17 protein-coding genes and 1 pseudogene are annotated in these 17,094 nt (G+C 49.5%); 6 read left to right on the forward strand and 12 right to left on the reverse strand.

Translation table 11 applies throughout. From position 1 onward, the window contains the following. Positions 1–55 precede the first annotated feature (55 nt). A complete protein-coding gene (locus tag QEZ41_RS04710) occupies positions 56–772 on the forward strand; it encodes a CDP-6-deoxy-delta-3,4-glucoseen reductase (RefSeq protein ID WP_289410234.1) in 717 nt (238 codons plus the stop codon). Here QEZ41_RS04710 and QEZ41_RS04715 read toward each other — a convergent pair. Further along, the gene (locus QEZ41_RS04715; RefSeq protein ID WP_289410235.1) at positions 750–1,274 is read right to left on the reverse strand and encodes a methylated-DNA--[protein]-cysteine S-methyltransferase; all 525 of its coding nucleotides are present in this window, start codon (positions 1,272–1,274) and stop codon (positions 750–752) included. The genes QEZ41_RS04710 and QEZ41_RS04715 overlap by 23 nt on opposite strands. A 50-nt stretch (positions 1,275–1,324) precedes the next feature. Between QEZ41_RS04715 and QEZ41_RS04720 the strand changes: the two genes are divergently transcribed. Together QEZ41_RS04720 and nhaD are read left to right on the forward strand one after the other, a co-directional pair. Further along, on the forward strand, positions 1,325–1,474 hold the full coding sequence (locus QEZ41_RS04720) for an oxidoreductase-like domain-containing protein (RefSeq protein ID WP_289410236.1): 150 nt from the start codon (positions 1,325–1,327) through the stop codon (positions 1,472–1,474). 166 nt (positions 1,475–1,640) lie between these two features. Continuing rightward, positions 1,641–3,014: pseudogene (gene nhaD / locus QEZ41_RS04725) on the forward strand (sodium:proton antiporter NhaD). An 18-nt stretch (positions 3,015–3,032) separates the two neighbouring features. Here nhaD and QEZ41_RS04730 read toward each other — a convergent pair. Next, entirely contained in the window at positions 3,033–3,821 is a 789-nt protein-coding gene (locus QEZ41_RS04730; RefSeq protein ID WP_434556795.1) for an AraC family transcriptional regulator, read from the reverse strand. Positions 3,822–3,900: 79 nt separating this feature from the next. On the opposite strand from QEZ41_RS04730, the gene QEZ41_RS04735 reads away from it, so the two are divergent. The 3 genes from QEZ41_RS04735 to uvrD all read left to right on the forward strand — a co-directional run bounded on the left by QEZ41_RS04735 (position 3,901) and on the right by uvrD (position 8,685). Beyond that, positions 3,901–4,896 carry a bile acid:sodium symporter family protein gene (locus tag QEZ41_RS04735; protein ID WP_289410238.1) on the forward strand — a complete coding sequence of 332 codons (996 nt, stop codon included), beginning with the start codon at positions 3,901–3,903 and terminating at the stop codon, positions 4,894–4,896. 101 nt (positions 4,897–4,997) lie between these two features. Continuing rightward, a complete protein-coding gene (gene trhP / locus QEZ41_RS04740) occupies positions 4,998–6,341 on the forward strand; it encodes a prephenate-dependent tRNA uridine(34) hydroxylase TrhP (protein WP_289410239.1) in 1,344 nt (447 codons plus the stop codon). 160 nt (positions 6,342–6,501) lie between these two features. Then, positions 6,502–8,685, forward strand: a complete 2,184-nt coding sequence (gene uvrD / locus QEZ41_RS04745) for a DNA helicase II (protein ID WP_289410240.1) — start codon at positions 6,502–6,504, stop codon at positions 8,683–8,685. 50 nt (positions 8,686–8,735) lie between these two features. On the opposite strand, the gene QEZ41_RS04750 is transcribed toward uvrD, so the two are convergent. The 10 genes from QEZ41_RS04750 to QEZ41_RS04795 all read right to left on the reverse strand — a co-directional run bounded on the left by QEZ41_RS04750 (position 8,736) and on the right by QEZ41_RS04795 (position 17,033). Then, entirely contained in the window at positions 8,736–10,235 is a 1,500-nt protein-coding gene (locus QEZ41_RS04750; protein WP_289410241.1) for a nitrite reductase, read from the reverse strand. Positions 10,236–10,307: 72 nt separating this feature from the next. Continuing rightward, positions 10,308–11,489 (reverse strand): heme d1 biosynthesis radical SAM protein NirJ, encoded by a 1,182-nt coding sequence (gene nirJ, locus QEZ41_RS04755; protein WP_289410242.1) that lies wholly within the window; start codon positions 11,487–11,489, stop codon positions 10,308–10,310. Positions 11,490–11,494: 5 nt separating this feature from the next. Beyond that, positions 11,495–12,001, reverse strand: coding sequence for a siroheme decarboxylase subunit beta (ahbB, locus tag QEZ41_RS04760; RefSeq protein WP_289410243.1), 507 nt, complete (start codon positions 11,999–12,001; stop codon positions 11,495–11,497). After that, entirely contained in the window at positions 11,976–12,428 is a 453-nt protein-coding gene (locus QEZ41_RS04765; protein WP_289410244.1) for an Lrp/AsnC family transcriptional regulator, read from the reverse strand. Before QEZ41_RS04765 ends, ahbB (QEZ41_RS04760) begins: the two co-directional genes overlap by 26 nt. Then, complete coding sequence (gene ahbB, locus QEZ41_RS04770) at positions 12,421–12,924, reverse strand: siroheme decarboxylase subunit beta (RefSeq protein WP_289410245.1); 504 nt, start codon at positions 12,922–12,924, stop codon at positions 12,421–12,423. Before ahbB (QEZ41_RS04770) ends, QEZ41_RS04765 begins: the two co-directional genes overlap by 8 nt. Then, positions 12,921–13,385, reverse strand: a complete 465-nt coding sequence (locus QEZ41_RS04775) for an Lrp/AsnC family transcriptional regulator (protein WP_289410246.1) — start codon at positions 13,383–13,385, stop codon at positions 12,921–12,923. Before QEZ41_RS04775 ends, ahbB (QEZ41_RS04770) begins: the two co-directional genes overlap by 4 nt. A gap of 9 nt (positions 13,386–13,394) precedes the next feature. Beyond that, entirely contained in the window at positions 13,395–14,591 is a 1,197-nt protein-coding gene (locus QEZ41_RS04780; protein WP_289410247.1) for a cytochrome D1 domain-containing protein, read from the reverse strand. Then, on the reverse strand, positions 14,588–14,926 hold the full coding sequence (locus tag QEZ41_RS04785; protein ID WP_289410248.1) for a c-type cytochrome: 339 nt from the start codon (positions 14,924–14,926) through the stop codon (positions 14,588–14,590). Before QEZ41_RS04785 ends, QEZ41_RS04780 begins: the two co-directional genes overlap by 4 nt. 17 nt (positions 14,927–14,943) lie before the next feature. Further along, positions 14,944–15,258, reverse strand: coding sequence for a c-type cytochrome (locus tag QEZ41_RS04790; RefSeq protein WP_289410249.1), 315 nt, complete (start codon positions 15,256–15,258; stop codon positions 14,944–14,946). Positions 15,259–15,317: 59 nt separating this feature from the next. Further along, positions 15,318–17,033 (reverse strand): nitrite reductase, encoded by a 1,716-nt coding sequence (locus QEZ41_RS04795; protein ID WP_289410358.1) that lies wholly within the window; start codon positions 17,031–17,033, stop codon positions 15,318–15,320. Positions 17,034–17,094: the final 61 nt, after the last annotated feature.

Consider the following 17,094-nt stretch of genomic DNA (forward strand, 5'->3'; position numbering starts at 1 on the left):
AGCAAGCAACCAAGCGTTGCTGCAACTTTAAACATAAAGCGGAGTAAAACTGGCTGTGGATAATAAGCCAATACAAACCATTGCTTGTGCAGTGCAAAGTATTCAAGACCTAGGGGCTAATGTATATCAGCTTAAGCTGCTGTTACCCCAGAGCGCTAACGTTAACCATGCAGCGGGACAATACTTGATGTTGGCCGCGCAGCAAGGTGATTTTTATCCTTTCTCCATCGCGTCTGCGCCACAGCAGTTGCCGGAGTTGGAGTTGCATATTTTAGCGCATGATAATGCAGCCGTTGACCTGATTGAACAGCTCAAAGAGCAGCCTGAAGCCAGAGTGCAGCTACCCATGGGTGATGTCTGTCTGACTGATCTGGATGAGCGCCCTTTATTATTGATTGCGGCAGGTACAGGTTTGGCACAAATGCATAGCATGCTTGAACATTGTCGCCAGCAAAACGCACAGATGCCCATCCACCTCTATTGGGGCGCGAAAACAGAAGAGGATTTTTATTCTGTACCTGCTGTAGCTCTGTGGAGAAAAATGCCGAATGTGCAGCTACATAAAATAGTGAGCCATGATGCGGACTGGAATGGTCGTAGTGGTTTGCTCTATGAGGCGGTTTGCCACGACTTGGCGGATTTAAAAAACTTTCGCGTGTTTGTCAGTGGCTCACCCAATATGGTTTATGCAACCCATGATGCGCTGGTTAAATGCGGCATGCAGGCTGAGCAAATACAGGCCGATGTATTTAGCTATGCGCCGCGTCCGTAGCATATTTTTTCTCTAGGGCGATAAGCTTGCGCTTGCGTTCAACTCCCCAACGATAGCCTGAGATACCGCCATCGCTACGCAGTACGCGGTGGCACGCAACCGCTAAGGCAACAGGATTTTTAGCGCAGGCACCGGCAACGGCACGCATGGCAGTAGGCTGACCGATTTGTTCGGCGATCTGGCTGTAACTGACGGTAGTGCCAATGGGGATTTTTTCGAGCACGTGCCACACACGCTTTTGAAAATCAGTGCCATGCAAGCTGAGCTTTAGTTTCAAGGGGTGATCTGGACGGGTTAAAAAATCTTTAACCCGCTGTAGATTTTTTTGCAGCAGCGCTTTGTCTTCGATGATTTCGTCCTTACTAAAACGAGACTGTAAGTCGGTAATCAAATCGTGCTGATGATCGCCTAACAAGACAGCGCAAACCCCTTGGTTATCCTGTGCCACCAAAAGCTCTGCAAAAGGATGGCTGTAGGTGGCATAGTAGATTTTCTTACTCATGTTTTTGCCTCTAAGTGAATGAAACAGCAATAAAAAAAGCAGGAATACCCATGTTAGAAAAACCCTTACCCCCAGAAGATTATGAGTGCTGTGAGTCAGCCTGCGAACCCTGCGTATGGGATACTTACTACGAAGAGTTAAGAGAGTGGCAAAGCCAGCAAGTAGCGGCTAAAAAGCCAGAGCAAGATGACAAAAGCTGATTAAAAATTAACTCTAAATGATTCGTTTGAAAATAACCGAAACCTTAAGCAACAAACAGTACTCCTTCGGCTAAATAGAGCATAAAATGCTGGGCAAAATACCACGCGCAGGCAGCCAAATGTCTGCCCGTGGATGGTTAGTGCATGTATTTTTAGGACTACTATTATGTCCACAGCTCTACTCATCCTCGCCCTGCTGGGCTTTATTTCCATTATTGCCGAAGATTACATCGGTATAGATAAAGCCAAAACCACACTGTTCTTTGGCACTTTAGCGTGGATGCTGTATTTCATTGCGCCGCTAGGTGGGCTTAGCAATGAACAGTTGATGCACGCACTGAATGAAAATCTGCTCGAGATCGCCTCGCTGTGGTTATTCTTAATGGCGGCCATGACTTTTGTTGCCTATGTCTCCAGTAAAGGCGTGATTGATGCGCTGTCTTACAAGGTCTTGCCTAAAAAAATGACGCAACGCCAGTTGATGATGGTTGTTGGCGTGTTCGCCTTTGTATTCTCATCCATGGCAGACAACATTACCGCTACGCTCATCTGTATCACGGTGCTGATGAGCCTTAAGCTCACCACAGAGAGGCTCATTCGCTATGTTGTTTTAAGAAGCCTCTGAATAACTACCTGCGTAGCTATCACTGCGTTAAAAACGTACTCAAAATGCTCATTTACTAGGTGTAAACTGCGCTTTTTCATACGTTTTTGCCTTGTGCTAGCGTCCTCGGTAACGTTATTCAGACGTTCCTTAACAGTATTTGCGGTGAACTCAGGTGGTGCGGCTTTGATCACCGGTGATGTAACGACGCTGATGATTTTCTTGGCGGGAAAAGTGCAAATCGTCGATCTGATTTTACTCAGTATCCCAGCGTTGGTAGCGGTATTGTTTTTAGCGTTTATGCTCTCGCTCAACCTTAAAGGTGAAGTAATACTCGAGAAGCAAAGGATATATATACGCACCGGTGACAAAATTATCACTGGATTATTCTTAGCCACCATTCTTGGCACTATTGCTGCCAACGTAGCATTTGGCATACCGCCTGTACTGTCCTTTTTATTCGGGCTGGCGGTGATGTTTATGGCCGTTACCCTCATCAATAAGGACGAACCGATTTTAGAATACATACGCAAAATTGAGTTTGATACGCTGCTATTTTTCTTGGGCGTATTATTACTTGTGGGCATTTTGAAAGAGCTGCACGTGCTACAGCATTTCCTGAGCCTGTATGAAAATGTACCGGTGTTAGCCGCTAACTACATTATGGGTTTGTTCTCAGCCTTGATTGATAACGTACCATTGACCGCAGCATTGCTGAAATCAGGCATCGATATGAATACCGGTGAATGGTTGACCCTTACCTATTCGGTTGGCGTGGGTGGCTCATTGCTGGCCATTGGTTCGGCGGCTGGGGTGGTATCTATGAGTAAAGTGCCCGGCTTAACCTTTGTTGCCTATCTGCGCTATTTTGTTTACTTGTTGGTTGCTTATAGCACTGGTTTTGCTGGGGTGTATTTTATTAGTCAGTTTGTTTGATGCTGAGCACTGCGCGCGTCAGTTGAAAAACTCTCCCGGCGTGCAATGAAAATGCTGACTAAAAGCATGGATAAACGCAGAAACAGAATCATAACCACAGGCGATGGCTACATCGGTAACCGATTGTTGCTGCTCTAACATTGGCAGGGCGCTCAAAATACGCAGACGCTGACGCCAGAGCCTGAAGGTCAGACCGGTTTGCTGGGTAAAAATACGACTTAGGGTTTTTGCGACCACGCCAAGTTCAGCCGCCCACTGGGCCAGTGTTTGTGTGCAATCGGGTTGGTTTTGCAAGTGTTGGGCAATCACTAAAGCGCGCTCATCTTGTGGTAGTGGCAAAATGGAGTCGGTTAAGGGCGCTTGTTCAAGCTGATCGAGCAAAACCTGCACGAGACGTGCTTGGCTGCCCTGCTCAGGATAACAGCTATCGAACTGGCTAAACGCATGGATAAGTTCGCGTAGTAACGGACTTACTTGCACCACGCAGGATTGCGTCATGGCGGTTGCGAGCGCCGATTGCTCAATGTACAGACTGCGGATTTGCGTTTGCCCAGAACAGCGTACTTGGTGCTCTACCCTCGCTGGAATCCAGACAGCGCGTTGCGGTGGCGCGATATAACGCCCGTCTGCAGTCAATACATCCAATACGCCACGGCTGGCATAGGAAAACTGTATCCACGGATGACTGTGTTTATAACCCAGTGCAATGTTGGGCAAAGCTTCTGCTTGGCCGTATACAGGGCGCGGTAACTGCTTTAGTTGGTTGAGTTGTTGTTCTAAATACATGCGATGTCCGTTCGGAGCAATTAATTGACTGCTTGGCGTTAGCCGGAATATAAAGGCTAGGGTACATTAGCGTCCAGTGTTTATTTTGAAGAGCAAAGTTATGTCTGTTTTCTATGCCCGTATGCGAATGGTTTTTGATAATTACACCCTGATAATTATCGCAGTGATTTTGGCTGCCAGCTATGTGCCAGCACAGGGTTCTGGTGAAGTGTTTTTTAAATGGCTGACCACCGCTGCCATTGCCCTGCTGTTTTTCCTGCATGGCGCCAAACTGTCGCGCCAAGCGATCATTGCCGGTGCCTTGCACTGGCGTTTGCACCTGCTGATATTCGGCTGTACTTTTATTATGTTCCCCCTATTAATGGTGGCGTTAACCCCAGCATTAAAACCTTTGCTTGGCGAGCAATTATGGGTGGGCATGCTCTATTTGGCGGCGTTACCGGGCACGGTGCAGTCGGCGATCGCCTTTACGTCAATGGCGCGTGGTAATGTTCCTGCCGCAGTCTGCGCAGCCTCGGCTTCAAGCCTAGTAGGTATTTTGGTGACACCTATTCTGGTCAAGCTGATGCTGGATGCTGATGCAGGCACCACGGGTATGCTGGATGCCGTGATCAAGATTAGCCTGCAGTTGTTATTGCCCTTTATTTTAGGGCACTACTCGCGCCGCTGGATCGCCGGCTGGGTGGATAACAACCGCACCCTGATCAGGTACGTGGATCAAAGCTCAATTCTGTTAGTGGTATACACGGCCTTTAGTTCTGCGGTGGTAGGTGGGTTGTGGTACACCGTGCCGCCTAAGGCGCTCATTATGTTGACCGTGGTGTGTTGTGCATTGCTGGCGTTGGTGTTGATGATAACTACCTGGGCATCACGCTTGTTAAATTTCAATAAGGAAGATGAAATTACGATTGTGTTCTGTGGCTCGAAAAAGAGCATGGCTACAGGTGTACCTATGGCGCAGGTGCTGTTTGCTGGCGGTGCAGTGGGGCCTGCTATTTTACCGCTAATGGTATTCCACCAGATCCAGTTGATGGTCTGTGCGGTGATGGCGCAAAACTATGCTAAACGCGCAGAGCCTGTACCCGAAGCAGCTTAAGTCATTAAACTAGCCTATCTTTCGGCGGCTAGCTAAGCGACTCTTTGGCGTAAGGCTGGTAGAATAGAGCGTTTTAGACAGCTATTTTGAGTACCCTCCCCATGTCTAGCCTGTATCACTCTGAATTACTGTGCCCTGCCGGCACGTTGAAAAATATGCGTTATGCTTTTGCCTATGGTGCTGATGCGGTGTATGCCGGTCAGCCTAGATATAGTCTGCGCGTGCGCAATAATGAGTTTGACCACGACAACCTTGCGCTGGGTATCAAAGAAGCGCATGCGCAAGGTAAGAAGTTTTATGTGGTGGTTAACATTGCTCCGCATAACGCCAAACTGAAAACCTTTATCAAAGACATTAAGCCCGTGATCGAAATGCAGCCTGATGCGCTGATTATGTCGGATCCGGGTTTGATCATGCTGGTGCGTGAGCATTTCCCTCAGCAGTGTATTCATCTGTCGGTGCAAGCGAACGCGGTTAACTGGGCCAGTGTTAAGTTTTGGCAACAACAAGGTATTTCGCGGGTGATCCTATCGCGCGAGTTATCGCTGGAAGAGGTCGAAGAAATCCGTCAACAGGTACCCGAGGTTGAGCTGGAAGTGTTTGTCCATGGCGCGCTGTGTATGGCGTACTCAGGCCGTTGCTTGCTGTCGGGTTATATTAATAAGCGCGATCCTAACCAAGGCACCTGCACCAATGCCTGTCGTTGGGAGTATAAAACCCACGAAGCCAAAGAAAACGAGCTGGGCGATATCGTACAAAAATACGAGCCTATCGCCAGTACTGCAGCCGTAGAGCCGACTCTAGGTGTAGGTGCGCCGACCAAAGAAGTGTTCTTGCTGGAGGACTCCAGCCGTCCCGGTGAGTTGATGTCTGCCTATGAAGATGAGCACGGCACTTACATCATGAACTCCAAAGACCTGCGAGCGGTACAGCATGTTGAGCGATTGATAAAAATGGGCGTGCACTCGCTGAAAATCGAAGGCCGGACCAAATCCCATTATTATGTTGCGCGCACGGCGCAGGTTTACCGCAAAGCCATTGACGATGCGTTAGCGGGCCGCCCTTTTGATAGGTCACTGATGGATACGCTTGAGTCTTTGGCGCATCGCGGCTACACCGAAGGTTTTTTACGTCGTCATGTACATGATGAATATCAGAACTATGCTTACGGTAACTCCGTGTCGGATCGTCAACAGTTTGTTGGTGAGCTGACCGGTGAACGCAAGGGTGAGTTGGCTGAAGTGATTGTCAAAAACCACTTTTGCGTTGGTGACAGCCTTGAGCTTATGACACCTCAGGGAAACCTGACCTTCGAACTCAAACATATTGAAGATCGTGCTGGTAAACCCCGCGATGTGGCACCTGGTGATGGGCATGTGTTGTATATTCCGCTGCCACAAGAGCTGGACCTTGAGTACGGCCTGTTAATGCGCAACATTGCATAAACCAAACGTTGCGCCAGCTTGGTCACTTGAATTGTCTAGGCGGTTTTGGCTAGCGTTATTGGTAACTTCCTCATTACGTAGCTATACACCGTTATAGCCGCGGCGCTTTTAGGACAACCCCGGCTCACTGCTGGAGTTTGCATGTCAGTGACTTACTACTATGAATGATGATATTTCCTACCTCTTAAACGATCTCAATGATGCACAGCGCCAAGCCGTTGCAGCTCCATTAGGTCAACAACGAGTATTGGCAGGTGCAGGCTCAGGCAAAACGCGGGTATTGGTGCACCGCATTGGCTGGTTGACTCAGGTTGAAGGTGCCTCGCCACATAGTATTTTATCGGTAACCTTTACCAATAAAGCAGCTGCAGAAATGCGCACGCGTATTCAAGAGTTGTTGGGCATCAACCCTGCTGGGATGTGGGTGGGTACGTTCCATGGTTTAGCACACCGTTTGCTGCGCGCACATTGGCAAGAAGCCGGTTTAGCCGAAGGCTTTAGCATTTTAGACAGTGAAGATCAGCTGCGTCTGTTAAAAAGAGTCATGCGCGAACAGGGTATGGACGAGAAAAGCTGGCCACCTCGTCAAGCGCAGTGGTTTATTAACGGGCAAAAAGATGAAGGCTTGCGCCCGCAACATATCCAAGCGCAGGGTGATTTGTTTTTAACCACCATGCAAAAGCTGTATACCGCTTACGAAGAAGCTTGCCAGCGTGCTGGCGCGGTTGATTTTGCTGAGCTGCTGCTGCGCTCGTTGGAGTTGTGGCGTGATAATCCAACTTTGCTGCAGCAGTATCAGCGCCGTTTTCGTCATATTCTGGTGGACGAGTTTCAAGATACCAACGCCGTGCAATATGCGTGGCTAAGGCTGTTGGCAGCGGACTGTTCCAGCCTGATGGTGGTCGGTGATGATGATCAGTCTATCTATGGTTGGCGTGGCGCGCGCATCGAAAATATTTTGCAATTTAATGATGACTTCCCTAAGGCACAAACTGTGCGACTTGAGCAAAACTACCGCTCTACAGCCAATATTCTTAATGCCGCCAATGCGTTAATCAGTAATAACCAAGGTCGTTTAGGTAAAGAATTATGGACCGATGAAACCGGTGGCGAGCCTATTCGCGTGTATCTGGGTTATAACGAATATGACGAAGCGCGCTATATCGTTGAAGTGATTGAGCAAGCATTGCATGGCAGTGAGCTTAAACGCAGTGAAATCGCCATACTTTATCGCTCTAACGCGCAGTCGCGTGTTTTGGAAGAAGCCTTGCTACGCGCTGCCATTCCTTATCGCATCTATGGTGGGCATAAGTTTTTTGAGCGTTTAGAGATTAAAAACGCTTTAGGTTATCTGCGCTTATTGCGTAATTACCATGATAACGAGGCCGTTGAGCGTGTGATTAATGTGCCTACACGCGGTATTGGCGAGAAGACAGTAGAAAACATTCGTAACTATGCGCGCACCCATGATGTATCTTTATGGCAAGCCATGCGTGAGCAAACCGAGCGTAAACTGCTCAGTGGCCGGGCGAACAACGCAGTGCAGGAATTTATCCTGCTGATTGAACAGCTAACCGAGCAGGCGACAGATTTACCCTTGCATGAAGCCATGGCGCACATGATTGAACACAGCGGGTTGATGACCTATCACAAGGAAGAGAAAGGTGAGAAAGGCCAGTCACGCGTGGAAAACTTGGAAGAATTAATCAGCGCGGCGCGTGCTTTTGAATTAAGCGATGAAGAACAAGAGCTCACACCTTTGGTGGCGTTTCTTGACCATGCGGTATTGGAGTCGGGTGATACACAAGCGGATGAGTTTGAAGACAGCGTGCAGTTAATGACATTGCACAGCGCCAAGGGACTGGAGTTTCCTTTGGTGTTTATTGCCGGTATGGAAGAAAATTTATTTCCCCACTCCAATAGCTTGCAGCAAGCCGATGGTTTGGAGGAAGAACGGCGTTTAGCCTATGTGGGTATCACCCGCGCCATGCAACAGTTGTATATAACCAGCGCGGAAAGTCGCCGTTTGCATGGGCAGGAGTCATATAATTTGCAATCACGTTTCTTGCGTGAAATTCCTGCCGATTTATTGCAAATGGTACGTTTGCAGAACACGCCTAGCGCACCCAAGCAAAGCGCTTCGTCAGCGAGCAGCTTGTTTGCCGGCAGTGCAGTACCCGAGACAGAGTTTCAACTGGGACAAGCGGTACGCCATGGGGTTTTTGGTGAGGGTGTGATCGTTAACTTTGAAGGCGCTGGCGCTCAGGCACGTGTGCAAATTAACTTTGCCAGCGAAGGCAGTAAGTGGTTGATGTTGTCGTTTGCTAAGCTTGAGCCGATCTAGTTCTGCAGAAATAGCGCAAGCGCAGTCTAGGTGCGCTTGCGCATGATTGCTTAGTGGGAGGTTCCCTCAGCAAAATTGATTTTGTTGTAGACGTTGTATTTGCCCGAGGGCTTGTTCATCGGGATACGCTTCACTTCTTCAAGGGTTTCAGCGTTATAGACAATCAAGGCGCCATCTTCGTCCCAGACGCTAAGAATCAGGTGGCTACCGTCTTTATTAAACTCTACGTGCGCCGCATTTTTGCCGGGCATGGGGCGTAACGTCCGCACCACTTCCAAGCTTTGTTTATCAATGACATGCACGGCTTCATTGTTAGGGCCGAAGAATACATCGGTCCAAGCATATTTGGAGTTTGCGTGGCTGCGCATAAAAAAGCCCGGTCCTTCGGTTTTAATTTCTTTAATCAGCTGCCAATTCTGCATATCCAATACTGAAATCAAGCCTTGGCTGATATTGGGTGTAGCAAACACTTGCTGCTCGCCCCGCTGCCAGTAAATACCTGAGCCTAAGTGCGGCATGCCCGGCAGTGGAATCTCGCTGATGGTTTTACCCAGCTCCATATCAATCACCTGTCCGCCCTTGGCTTTACGCGAGGTGGCTAATAAATAACGGTAATCGGGAGTGAAAGAGAAATCGTCCAAATAGTCATTGGCCAGAATACGGCGCGGCTCAAAGTTGGGGTTGTTCAGGTAGGGAAACTCCCATACCTCTTGAGTATCTTTTAACGCCACCACAAAGCTGTCTCTGGGTGGAGCGGTGTATACCGCACTGACGCGTGAGGGGTTACCGTCATTGCCGACGACCGGAATCTCTTTAACGAAGCTCAAGTCTTCAGCGTCTAAGACCACTAAACTGCCGGGCAAGTAGTTACCGACCATCACCCACTTGCCATCATTACTGACGGCTAAATTGCGGGTGTTCAGCGCCACCCGGATTTCACCAATCATAGTGAGGTTGTGGATATCGTATTTGCTGACCCAGCCATCGCGCGAGGCAAAGTAAACAAAGCGCCCGTCTGGGGAAAACTTAGGTCCGCCATGTAGGGCAAAATGGCTTTGGAAGCGAGCGATGGTTTCAAACTTATCGCCATCTAAAATAGTGACATGATGCGTGCCGGCCTCGACCACGACAAACAGATTCAGCGGATCAGAGTTATGCTGTGGTTGTGTGGGCAAGTCTTGTTGGTTCACAAAAAGTTTATGGCTGTTTTGGATATCTGCTACCGACCAGTTGGGTGGATTATCAGCGGGGGTGTATAGGTAATCAACCAGTGTGCTGATTTGCTCGCTGCTGAGTACGTCTTTGTAGCCAATCATTTGGCTAGCGGGTCGGCCATTGGCAATCACGTTAATGGCTTCAGCTTTTTTGATCCGTCCCAGACTTTCCGGTAATAATGCCGGGCCTGTGCCGCCAATGCGTTGTTCGCTATGGCATACACTGCATAATTCGAGATAGGTGTTTTCAGCGGCTTTATCTACGGCCCATGTGTGGCTCGAGGCCAGCAATAACAAAGCACAGGCTAAGGGTTTGAGAGGCTTGATTAGATTCATGTGGTGCTCCTTAGCGAATGTTTTTATTCCAGTGCTTATAGTTGTTTTGGCGTTACGGCGTAGTACTTAGCATTAGTTTACCGGCATCGCTTGGATTAGCTCTGGCTGAGGCAAACCAATTTCAGCATCGGTTAAATAACAGCCAGGGTCTTCTGCCCACATATCGCCACCAGCCCAAGCTCGGGTCCGGGTGTTGCCATTACAGATAGACAACCACTGGCACTGACCGCAACGACCTTTAATCGGGCGCGGGTGCTGGCGCAGTTCAACTAATAAAGGATCAGGTTTGTTCAACCAGATATCGGCAAAGCGTTGTTTGCGTACATTGCCCACGGTCTCTTGCCACCAGTAGGTGTCGGGGTGCACTAAGCCAAGATTGTCGATATTGGCAATACCAGCGCCGGACGCATTACCGCCCCAAGCGAGCAGCATGCGCTCCATTTGTTCGCGGTGCTCTGGCATGTTGGCCGTGATCCACTGCAGTAACAGCACGCCATCGGCATCGTTATTGCCGCTAACAAAATCGGTTTCAATGCCATTTTGTACGTCTTCCCAAGCGCGTTCAAAAACTTGCGTCATGGCTTGGCGGGTCATGTTACGGTGGGCATCTACCCCGTGATTGCGCTTACCGCGCCCGCTGTAATTTAAGTGCGAGAGGTAGTATTTCTGCACATCGTATTCGCGCATTAGGTCGAGCAAGTCGGGCAGCTGCGGGAAGTTAAACTGGGTTAGCGTGGTACGCAGACCCACACGCAGATCTTTTTCACGGCACAGTTTCACGCCATGCATGGCGGCGGCAAAACCACCTTTCATGCGACGAAACTCATCATGAATCTCGGGCAAACCATCAATGCTGATACCGACATAGTCAAAGTCTGCATCGGCGATTTGGTCAATGTTGGTTTCGTTAATCAGCGTGCCATTGGTGGACAGTGCAGTATAAAAACCGTACTGACGTGCGCGTTCAGCCAGCTGGAAGATATCGGGGCGCATCAAAGGCTCGCCGCCACTTAAAACCAATACCTTAACGCCCGCCTCGTGCAACTGGTCAATCACATCCAGCGCTTCAGCAGTATCCAGCTCACCTTTAAAATCTATATCGGCGGAGGTGGAGTAACAGTGCTTACAGGTCAGGTTGCAGCGGCGTAGCGTGTTCCAAATAACTACAGGAGGACGAGTGCTGCCGGGTTTGGCTGCCCGTGGTTCGGGGGCTTGACCTGCAATGGCACGTAGATAGGTACTGATGCGCATCATGGCGGCTACTCCTTGGGCTTACTATGAATCCGCAGCCCAGTTTTCTTAAGAATTTTACTACTAACCAGCATCGTATCAGCGCGGCAATGCTTGCCTAAATGATCGCGAATAAGTTTGCGCTCATGTTCAATTTGTTCAGCGTTGGTACCATGCACCATAGCAAAAAGGTTGTAATTCCAGTTTTCACGCCGGGGTCGGCGGTAACAATGGCTGACAAAATGGAAGTTGCCCACTTCTTGACCGAGGCGATCAATCTCTGCTTCGTCCACTTCCCAAACCGTCATACCGTTAAAGGTGTAACCCAAACGATAGTGGTTGGGTACGGCAGCGATGCGGCGAATAGCGCCGCTGGCTTGTAGGCGCTGCAATAAGGCTAGGGTGTCATCCACCTCAAGCTGCATACGTTCAGCTAACCACGCCCAAGGATCGGCAACCAATGGCATGCCGGCTTCGGTCAGGGCGATTAAGCGTTGCGCTAATTGCTGATCAGAGGGGGAAATGCAATCCGACATGATAGGTTTTCTCTTTGGGTAGGTTGAGTACGGTCAGGCCGGTCAGCTGTTCGATGTGCTCTATGGTCTCGGTGATGCCCTCTGGCGTTGCGGTCGCCAGCACAAACCACATGTTGTAGTCATGCTCACGCTGATAGTTATGGGCGACGGCGGGAATGTTGTTGAGTTGTTCAGTGACCGTATCAAATTGCTCTTCGGGTACGCGCATTGCCGCAAGGGTAAAAGCACCGCCAAGCTGTTCAATATCAAACATGGGACCAAAGCGGGTTAGAGTGCCGTCATCCAGCAGCTCTTGCAGACGTTGGCGGATGCGTTCTTCGCTGGCTTCTAGTTCGACACTTAGTGCCTGCCAAGGATGGCGCACTAAAGGCAGACCATGTTGCATGCGATTAAGTAAGCGGCGATCAAATTCATCTAATTCAACCATGGTTAACCTCGGGCATCGTGTAGCGCGCGCCGCGTTGTTTAAAGGCGCGTGTGCTGAACAGTAAATGGTGTGGGCGTTCAGTTAAATCAAACTGTCGTAACAGCTGGTACACATGCTCGGTAACGGCTTCACGACAGCGGCCATGCACCATGCAAAATAAATTGTAATTCCAATTATCGCGTCGTGGTCGTCTGTAACACAGGTTCACTCCGGGGGCTTGTGCGAGCTGAGCGCCTATTTCGTCAACCTGTCCATCAGCAACATCCAGTACCAGCATGCAGTTAGCGTTAATACCCAGTGCTCGGTGTTTGACCACTATGCCGAAACGACGAAACAAGCCTTGCTCTTGCCAGTCTTTCACCTTGGCAATTACCTGCGCTTCGCTGACCTGAACCTGTTCGGCCAGTGCTTGGTATGGGCGAGAGACCAAAGGCAGTCCTTGTTCCAGCAGTGCCAGTAGTTGTTGCGCTTGGCTGGCGGATAATGCTTGTGTCATAGCGGCACCTGCGAATTACTAAACAAGGAAAAACCCAAGTCGATGCGGTAGGGCGTGAGCATGGGTAAATCCAGTGGAGCCAAACCAGTGTCATGCTCGATGCGCTGTAAAATTACATCCAGATGGTCGCGACTAGGTCCGGTAAGGACAAACCATAGGTTGTATTCATGTTCACGCAGGTAGTTGTGATTCACTTCTGGCAGCTGGTTGATGTACTCAGCGACGCTTTCTATGCGTGGCTCGGGGACGGCTAAGGCGACTAATGAACTGGCACCCGCTTTGCTGTGTTCAATGACGGGACCAACGCGGGATAAAGCGCCTAGTTGTTGCAGTTGTTCTAAGCGCAACAAGATATCGGCTTCACTGCAGTTGAGCGCATTAGCCATGGCTTGATAGGGGGTGGCACAAATAGGTACGCCATGCTGGAAACGATCCAGCAGGCGTTGAGTGAGTTCGTCCATGTTTAACCCTTAGAGGCCAATACGATGGGCTCGGTTAGTAAAGAAAATGCCGCTAGGGTTGTCGGCTTCGAGGGTGTAAAGATGTTCCAATGTCTGGGTATCCCAGACCTGCACCTCGTTGCGATCGCGCACAGAAATCCAGATATGTTCGCCGCGTGGAGTAAACTCCATATGCAGCACGCCTGGACCCGGCTCAATGGTTTTGATGACTTCTTTAGTTTGGCTGTCAATCACCTGCACGTACTGGTTGTCGGGGTAAGCAAAGTTAACCCAAATCTGTCGTGCATCAGGTCGTGCCATTACAAATACAGGCTGCCCAACCATCTCAATCGCTTTGCTTTGTTGCCAGGTTTGCGTATCAATCACCAAAACTTGGTGATGACCCACGCCAGGGACAAAGGCTTGGTTGTCTGCAACGGTCCAGCCCTCTAGGTGAGGCATTTTATACACAGGTAGTGGCACATTCCCCTTGCCGTAGCCGTCTAAAATACGCGTTACGCCCTGCTCTGGATTCCATAAATCCAGCATCGCTAGACCGTCTTCGCCAAACAAGCCAGCAATGTAGTAGCGCCCTTCAGGCGTGAGCATAGAGTCGTAGGGTTGCTTGCCAATATCGGTAAAGCGGGAAACGGTTGGTGCGTCAGCAGCGCTATCGCTAAAGTCGATAATCCAGATTTCTCCGGTATCAAATAGGCTGACTAAAAATTTTTGTCCGGGAGCATCAACCATGCCGACCACGCGCGAGTTTTTGCTGCCATCGGCAAGAGCCGTCGCTGGAATATCAGCCACCAGTTCTAGGGTGTCAGCTGTAAATATTTTAACGCCGCCGGGCTCATAGTTGCCCACCGCGATGAGGCGACCGTCTTGGCTTATAGCACCGCCAATACTGTTACCGCCTTGAATAATGCGCTTATCAATACGCTGTTTAAGCAGGTCCACTTTGGTCAAGCCGCCATCACGGCCAAAGACATAGGCGTAGCGTTCATCGCGTGAAAAAACGACCGAGGCGTGTGATAAATCACCTAAACCTTCGACGCGAGCAATGGCTTGGTTGTTGGTGTGTTCAACAATAAGAACATTACCGGCAGCGCGCTCAATAACTACGCCCAAATCTCCAGTACCGCGCGGTTCTTCTTGCACACTTATTAAACTGCAGGCGCTAAGCGCCAGCGCAAATAAAGGAGTAATACACAGGCGTTTTCTCATGGTGAAACTCCCTGTAAAAGCTGGTCAATCAACCATGTGGCTTCTTGGTCGGTGAGTAAGGCGGCCCAAGGTGGCATCGCTGTGCCGGGACGGCCATGAATGATGGTGGCCACTAAACCTTCTTTAGGTTTGTCGGCAATATCATCAGGAGTGAGTGCTGGGCCTAAACCGCCCTTCATGCGCAGACCGTGGCAGGACCCGCAGTCTTGAATAAGGAGATGTTTTAATGTGGCTTGTCGTTCTGCAGAAATGGATTCTGCATGACTGGTAAGTGGAAAAAGGAAGGACGCCACGAGGAAAATAATAGCGCACTTGCGTTTGCTTAAGTACCGCATGACGTCTCCTTAGCAGACTATTTGTGTGAGAGAACCCACTCAGCAAGAATAGTTGCTTCTTCTTCAGTAACAGCGTTTGGTGGCATTGGAATAGGGCCGTATACACCGGTGCTACCGCTGATGATGTTCTGTGCAACAGTTGCAACATCATCGCCACGCTTTTCTGCAACTTCTTGGTAAGAAGGGCCAACCAGTTTTCTGTCAGCAGCATGACAAGCAACACATGCTTTTGCAGAAAAAAGTGCTTCTGCAGCAGCGTTATCAACAGCTACTGCGGTCTGGAAAGAGGCAAGAGCTGCTACGGAAAACAAAGGAATTAATAGTTTTTTCATCATATATCCTCAAAGCTATTATAGTTGCGGACTCAAAGGAGCCCGCAACTGTAGTTTACTTAGTAAACGTCGTGTTGTGTATTGTTTACGTTAAATTTACCCGTTGGTGTAATCAAACGCTTATCTTTGATCACTTTTTTCAGTTTTAAGGTTTTGTCATCCACAACTACGATTGCGGAAACTTCATCCTGCTGGCTCCAGATAGAGAACCAAACTTCATCACCGGCCTCGTTGTACTCGGGCTGTAGCACGCGCTGTACGCCACCATCAATATTAGCCCACTCGGCAATTGGCAAAACTTTGTAGCCGGCAGCGAGGTTGTTGATATCAAATACAGCGGCTGTTTGGCTGATTTTGGCATCAGGGTTAAAGGTAGTGTCTAAGTACAGGTTGGTTGATTTTGGGTGAGTCTTGATAAACAAAGAACCACCGCCTTGACCTTTCAGCGTTTGCACTACTTTCCAAGCATGCTGTGGATGGCCCACAGGATCGGTGCCTATCAGGCTGATGGTTTCATCACCTAGGTGGCTGGTCGCCCACACAGGACCGAACTCAGGGTGGACAAAGTTTGCGCCACGACCTGGGTGAGGAATCTTGCCCACATCAATCAGAGCAGCCAGATTACGCTCTTTAGAGTCAATCACGGCAATTTGGTTAGACTCGTTCGCTGCCGTCATAAAGTAGCGGTGAGAACTATCCCAACCCCCATCGTGCAGGAACAGGTTGGCACCAATACTGGTCACTGTCAGGTTCTCAATGTCTTCGTAATTCACCAGCAAAATACGGCCAGTTTCTTTTACGTTAACAATGAACTCCGGGTGCTCGTGTGAGGCAATGATCGCAGCTACTCGGGGCTCTGGGTGATATTCTTGAGTGGTTACAGTCATGCCGCGCGTGGAGACAATCTGTAATGGCTCAAGGGTTTCACCGTCCATGATGGTGTACTGGGGTGGCCAGTATGCGCCAGCAATAGCGTACTTATCTTCGTAACCTGCGAATTTGGAGGTTTCTACAGAGCGTGCTTCGATACCCACTTTAATGGTGGCAACGATGCTTGGACTCTTCATCCATAGGTCAATCATGTCGATACGGGCATCACGGCCAATAACGAACATGTATCGGCCTGAGGCTGACATACGAGAAATATGCACGGCATAGCCTGTCTCAATGGTTTTAACAATTTTTTTGGTGTCACCATCGATAAGTGCAATTTTACCATCGTCGCGCAGTGTTACTGAGAACAGGTTCGGTAGGTTGAGCTTGTTCATCTGCTTCTTAGGACGCTTCTCTGGCGGAACAATGATCTTCCAAGAATTCTTCATTTCCGGCATGCCCCACTCAGGTGGAGTAGGCGGTGTATGCTGAATATAATTGGCCATGAGCGTGATTTGCTCATTGGTTAGCTCACCAGAAGTACCCCAGTTAGGCATACCAGCCGGTGAGCCGTAGGTGATCAGCGCCTCAAGGTACTGTTGACCCCGGGCTTGCGTAATGTCGGGTGTTAATGGTTTACCTGTAGCGCCTTTACGTAGCACGCCGTGACAACCAGCACAGCGCTGGAAGTAGATTTCACGTGCACGCTCAAATTCAGCGTCAGATAGGTTGGGTGCGCCAGCGGTACGGATGATCTTACCGTCGCTGATCTCTGTGATTGCAGCGGATTGATAGGCCGCTTGCGGATCGTCAACTTTGGTTTGTGCATGGGCACTGGCAACTGCAAGGCTTAGTACTGAAGCGATAGCGAGAAGGCTAGTGCGTGCTGCGGTCGTTCTCATTGTCATGCTTTGTCTCCTTTTGAGTTCTGCATGTTTTTAATTTTAACAGTGAATTTCAACA

It is taken from the genome of Thiopseudomonas acetoxidans (assembly GCF_030362935.1).
GTDB lineage: Bacteria > Pseudomonadota > Gammaproteobacteria > Pseudomonadales > Pseudomonadaceae > Thiopseudomonas > Thiopseudomonas acetoxidans.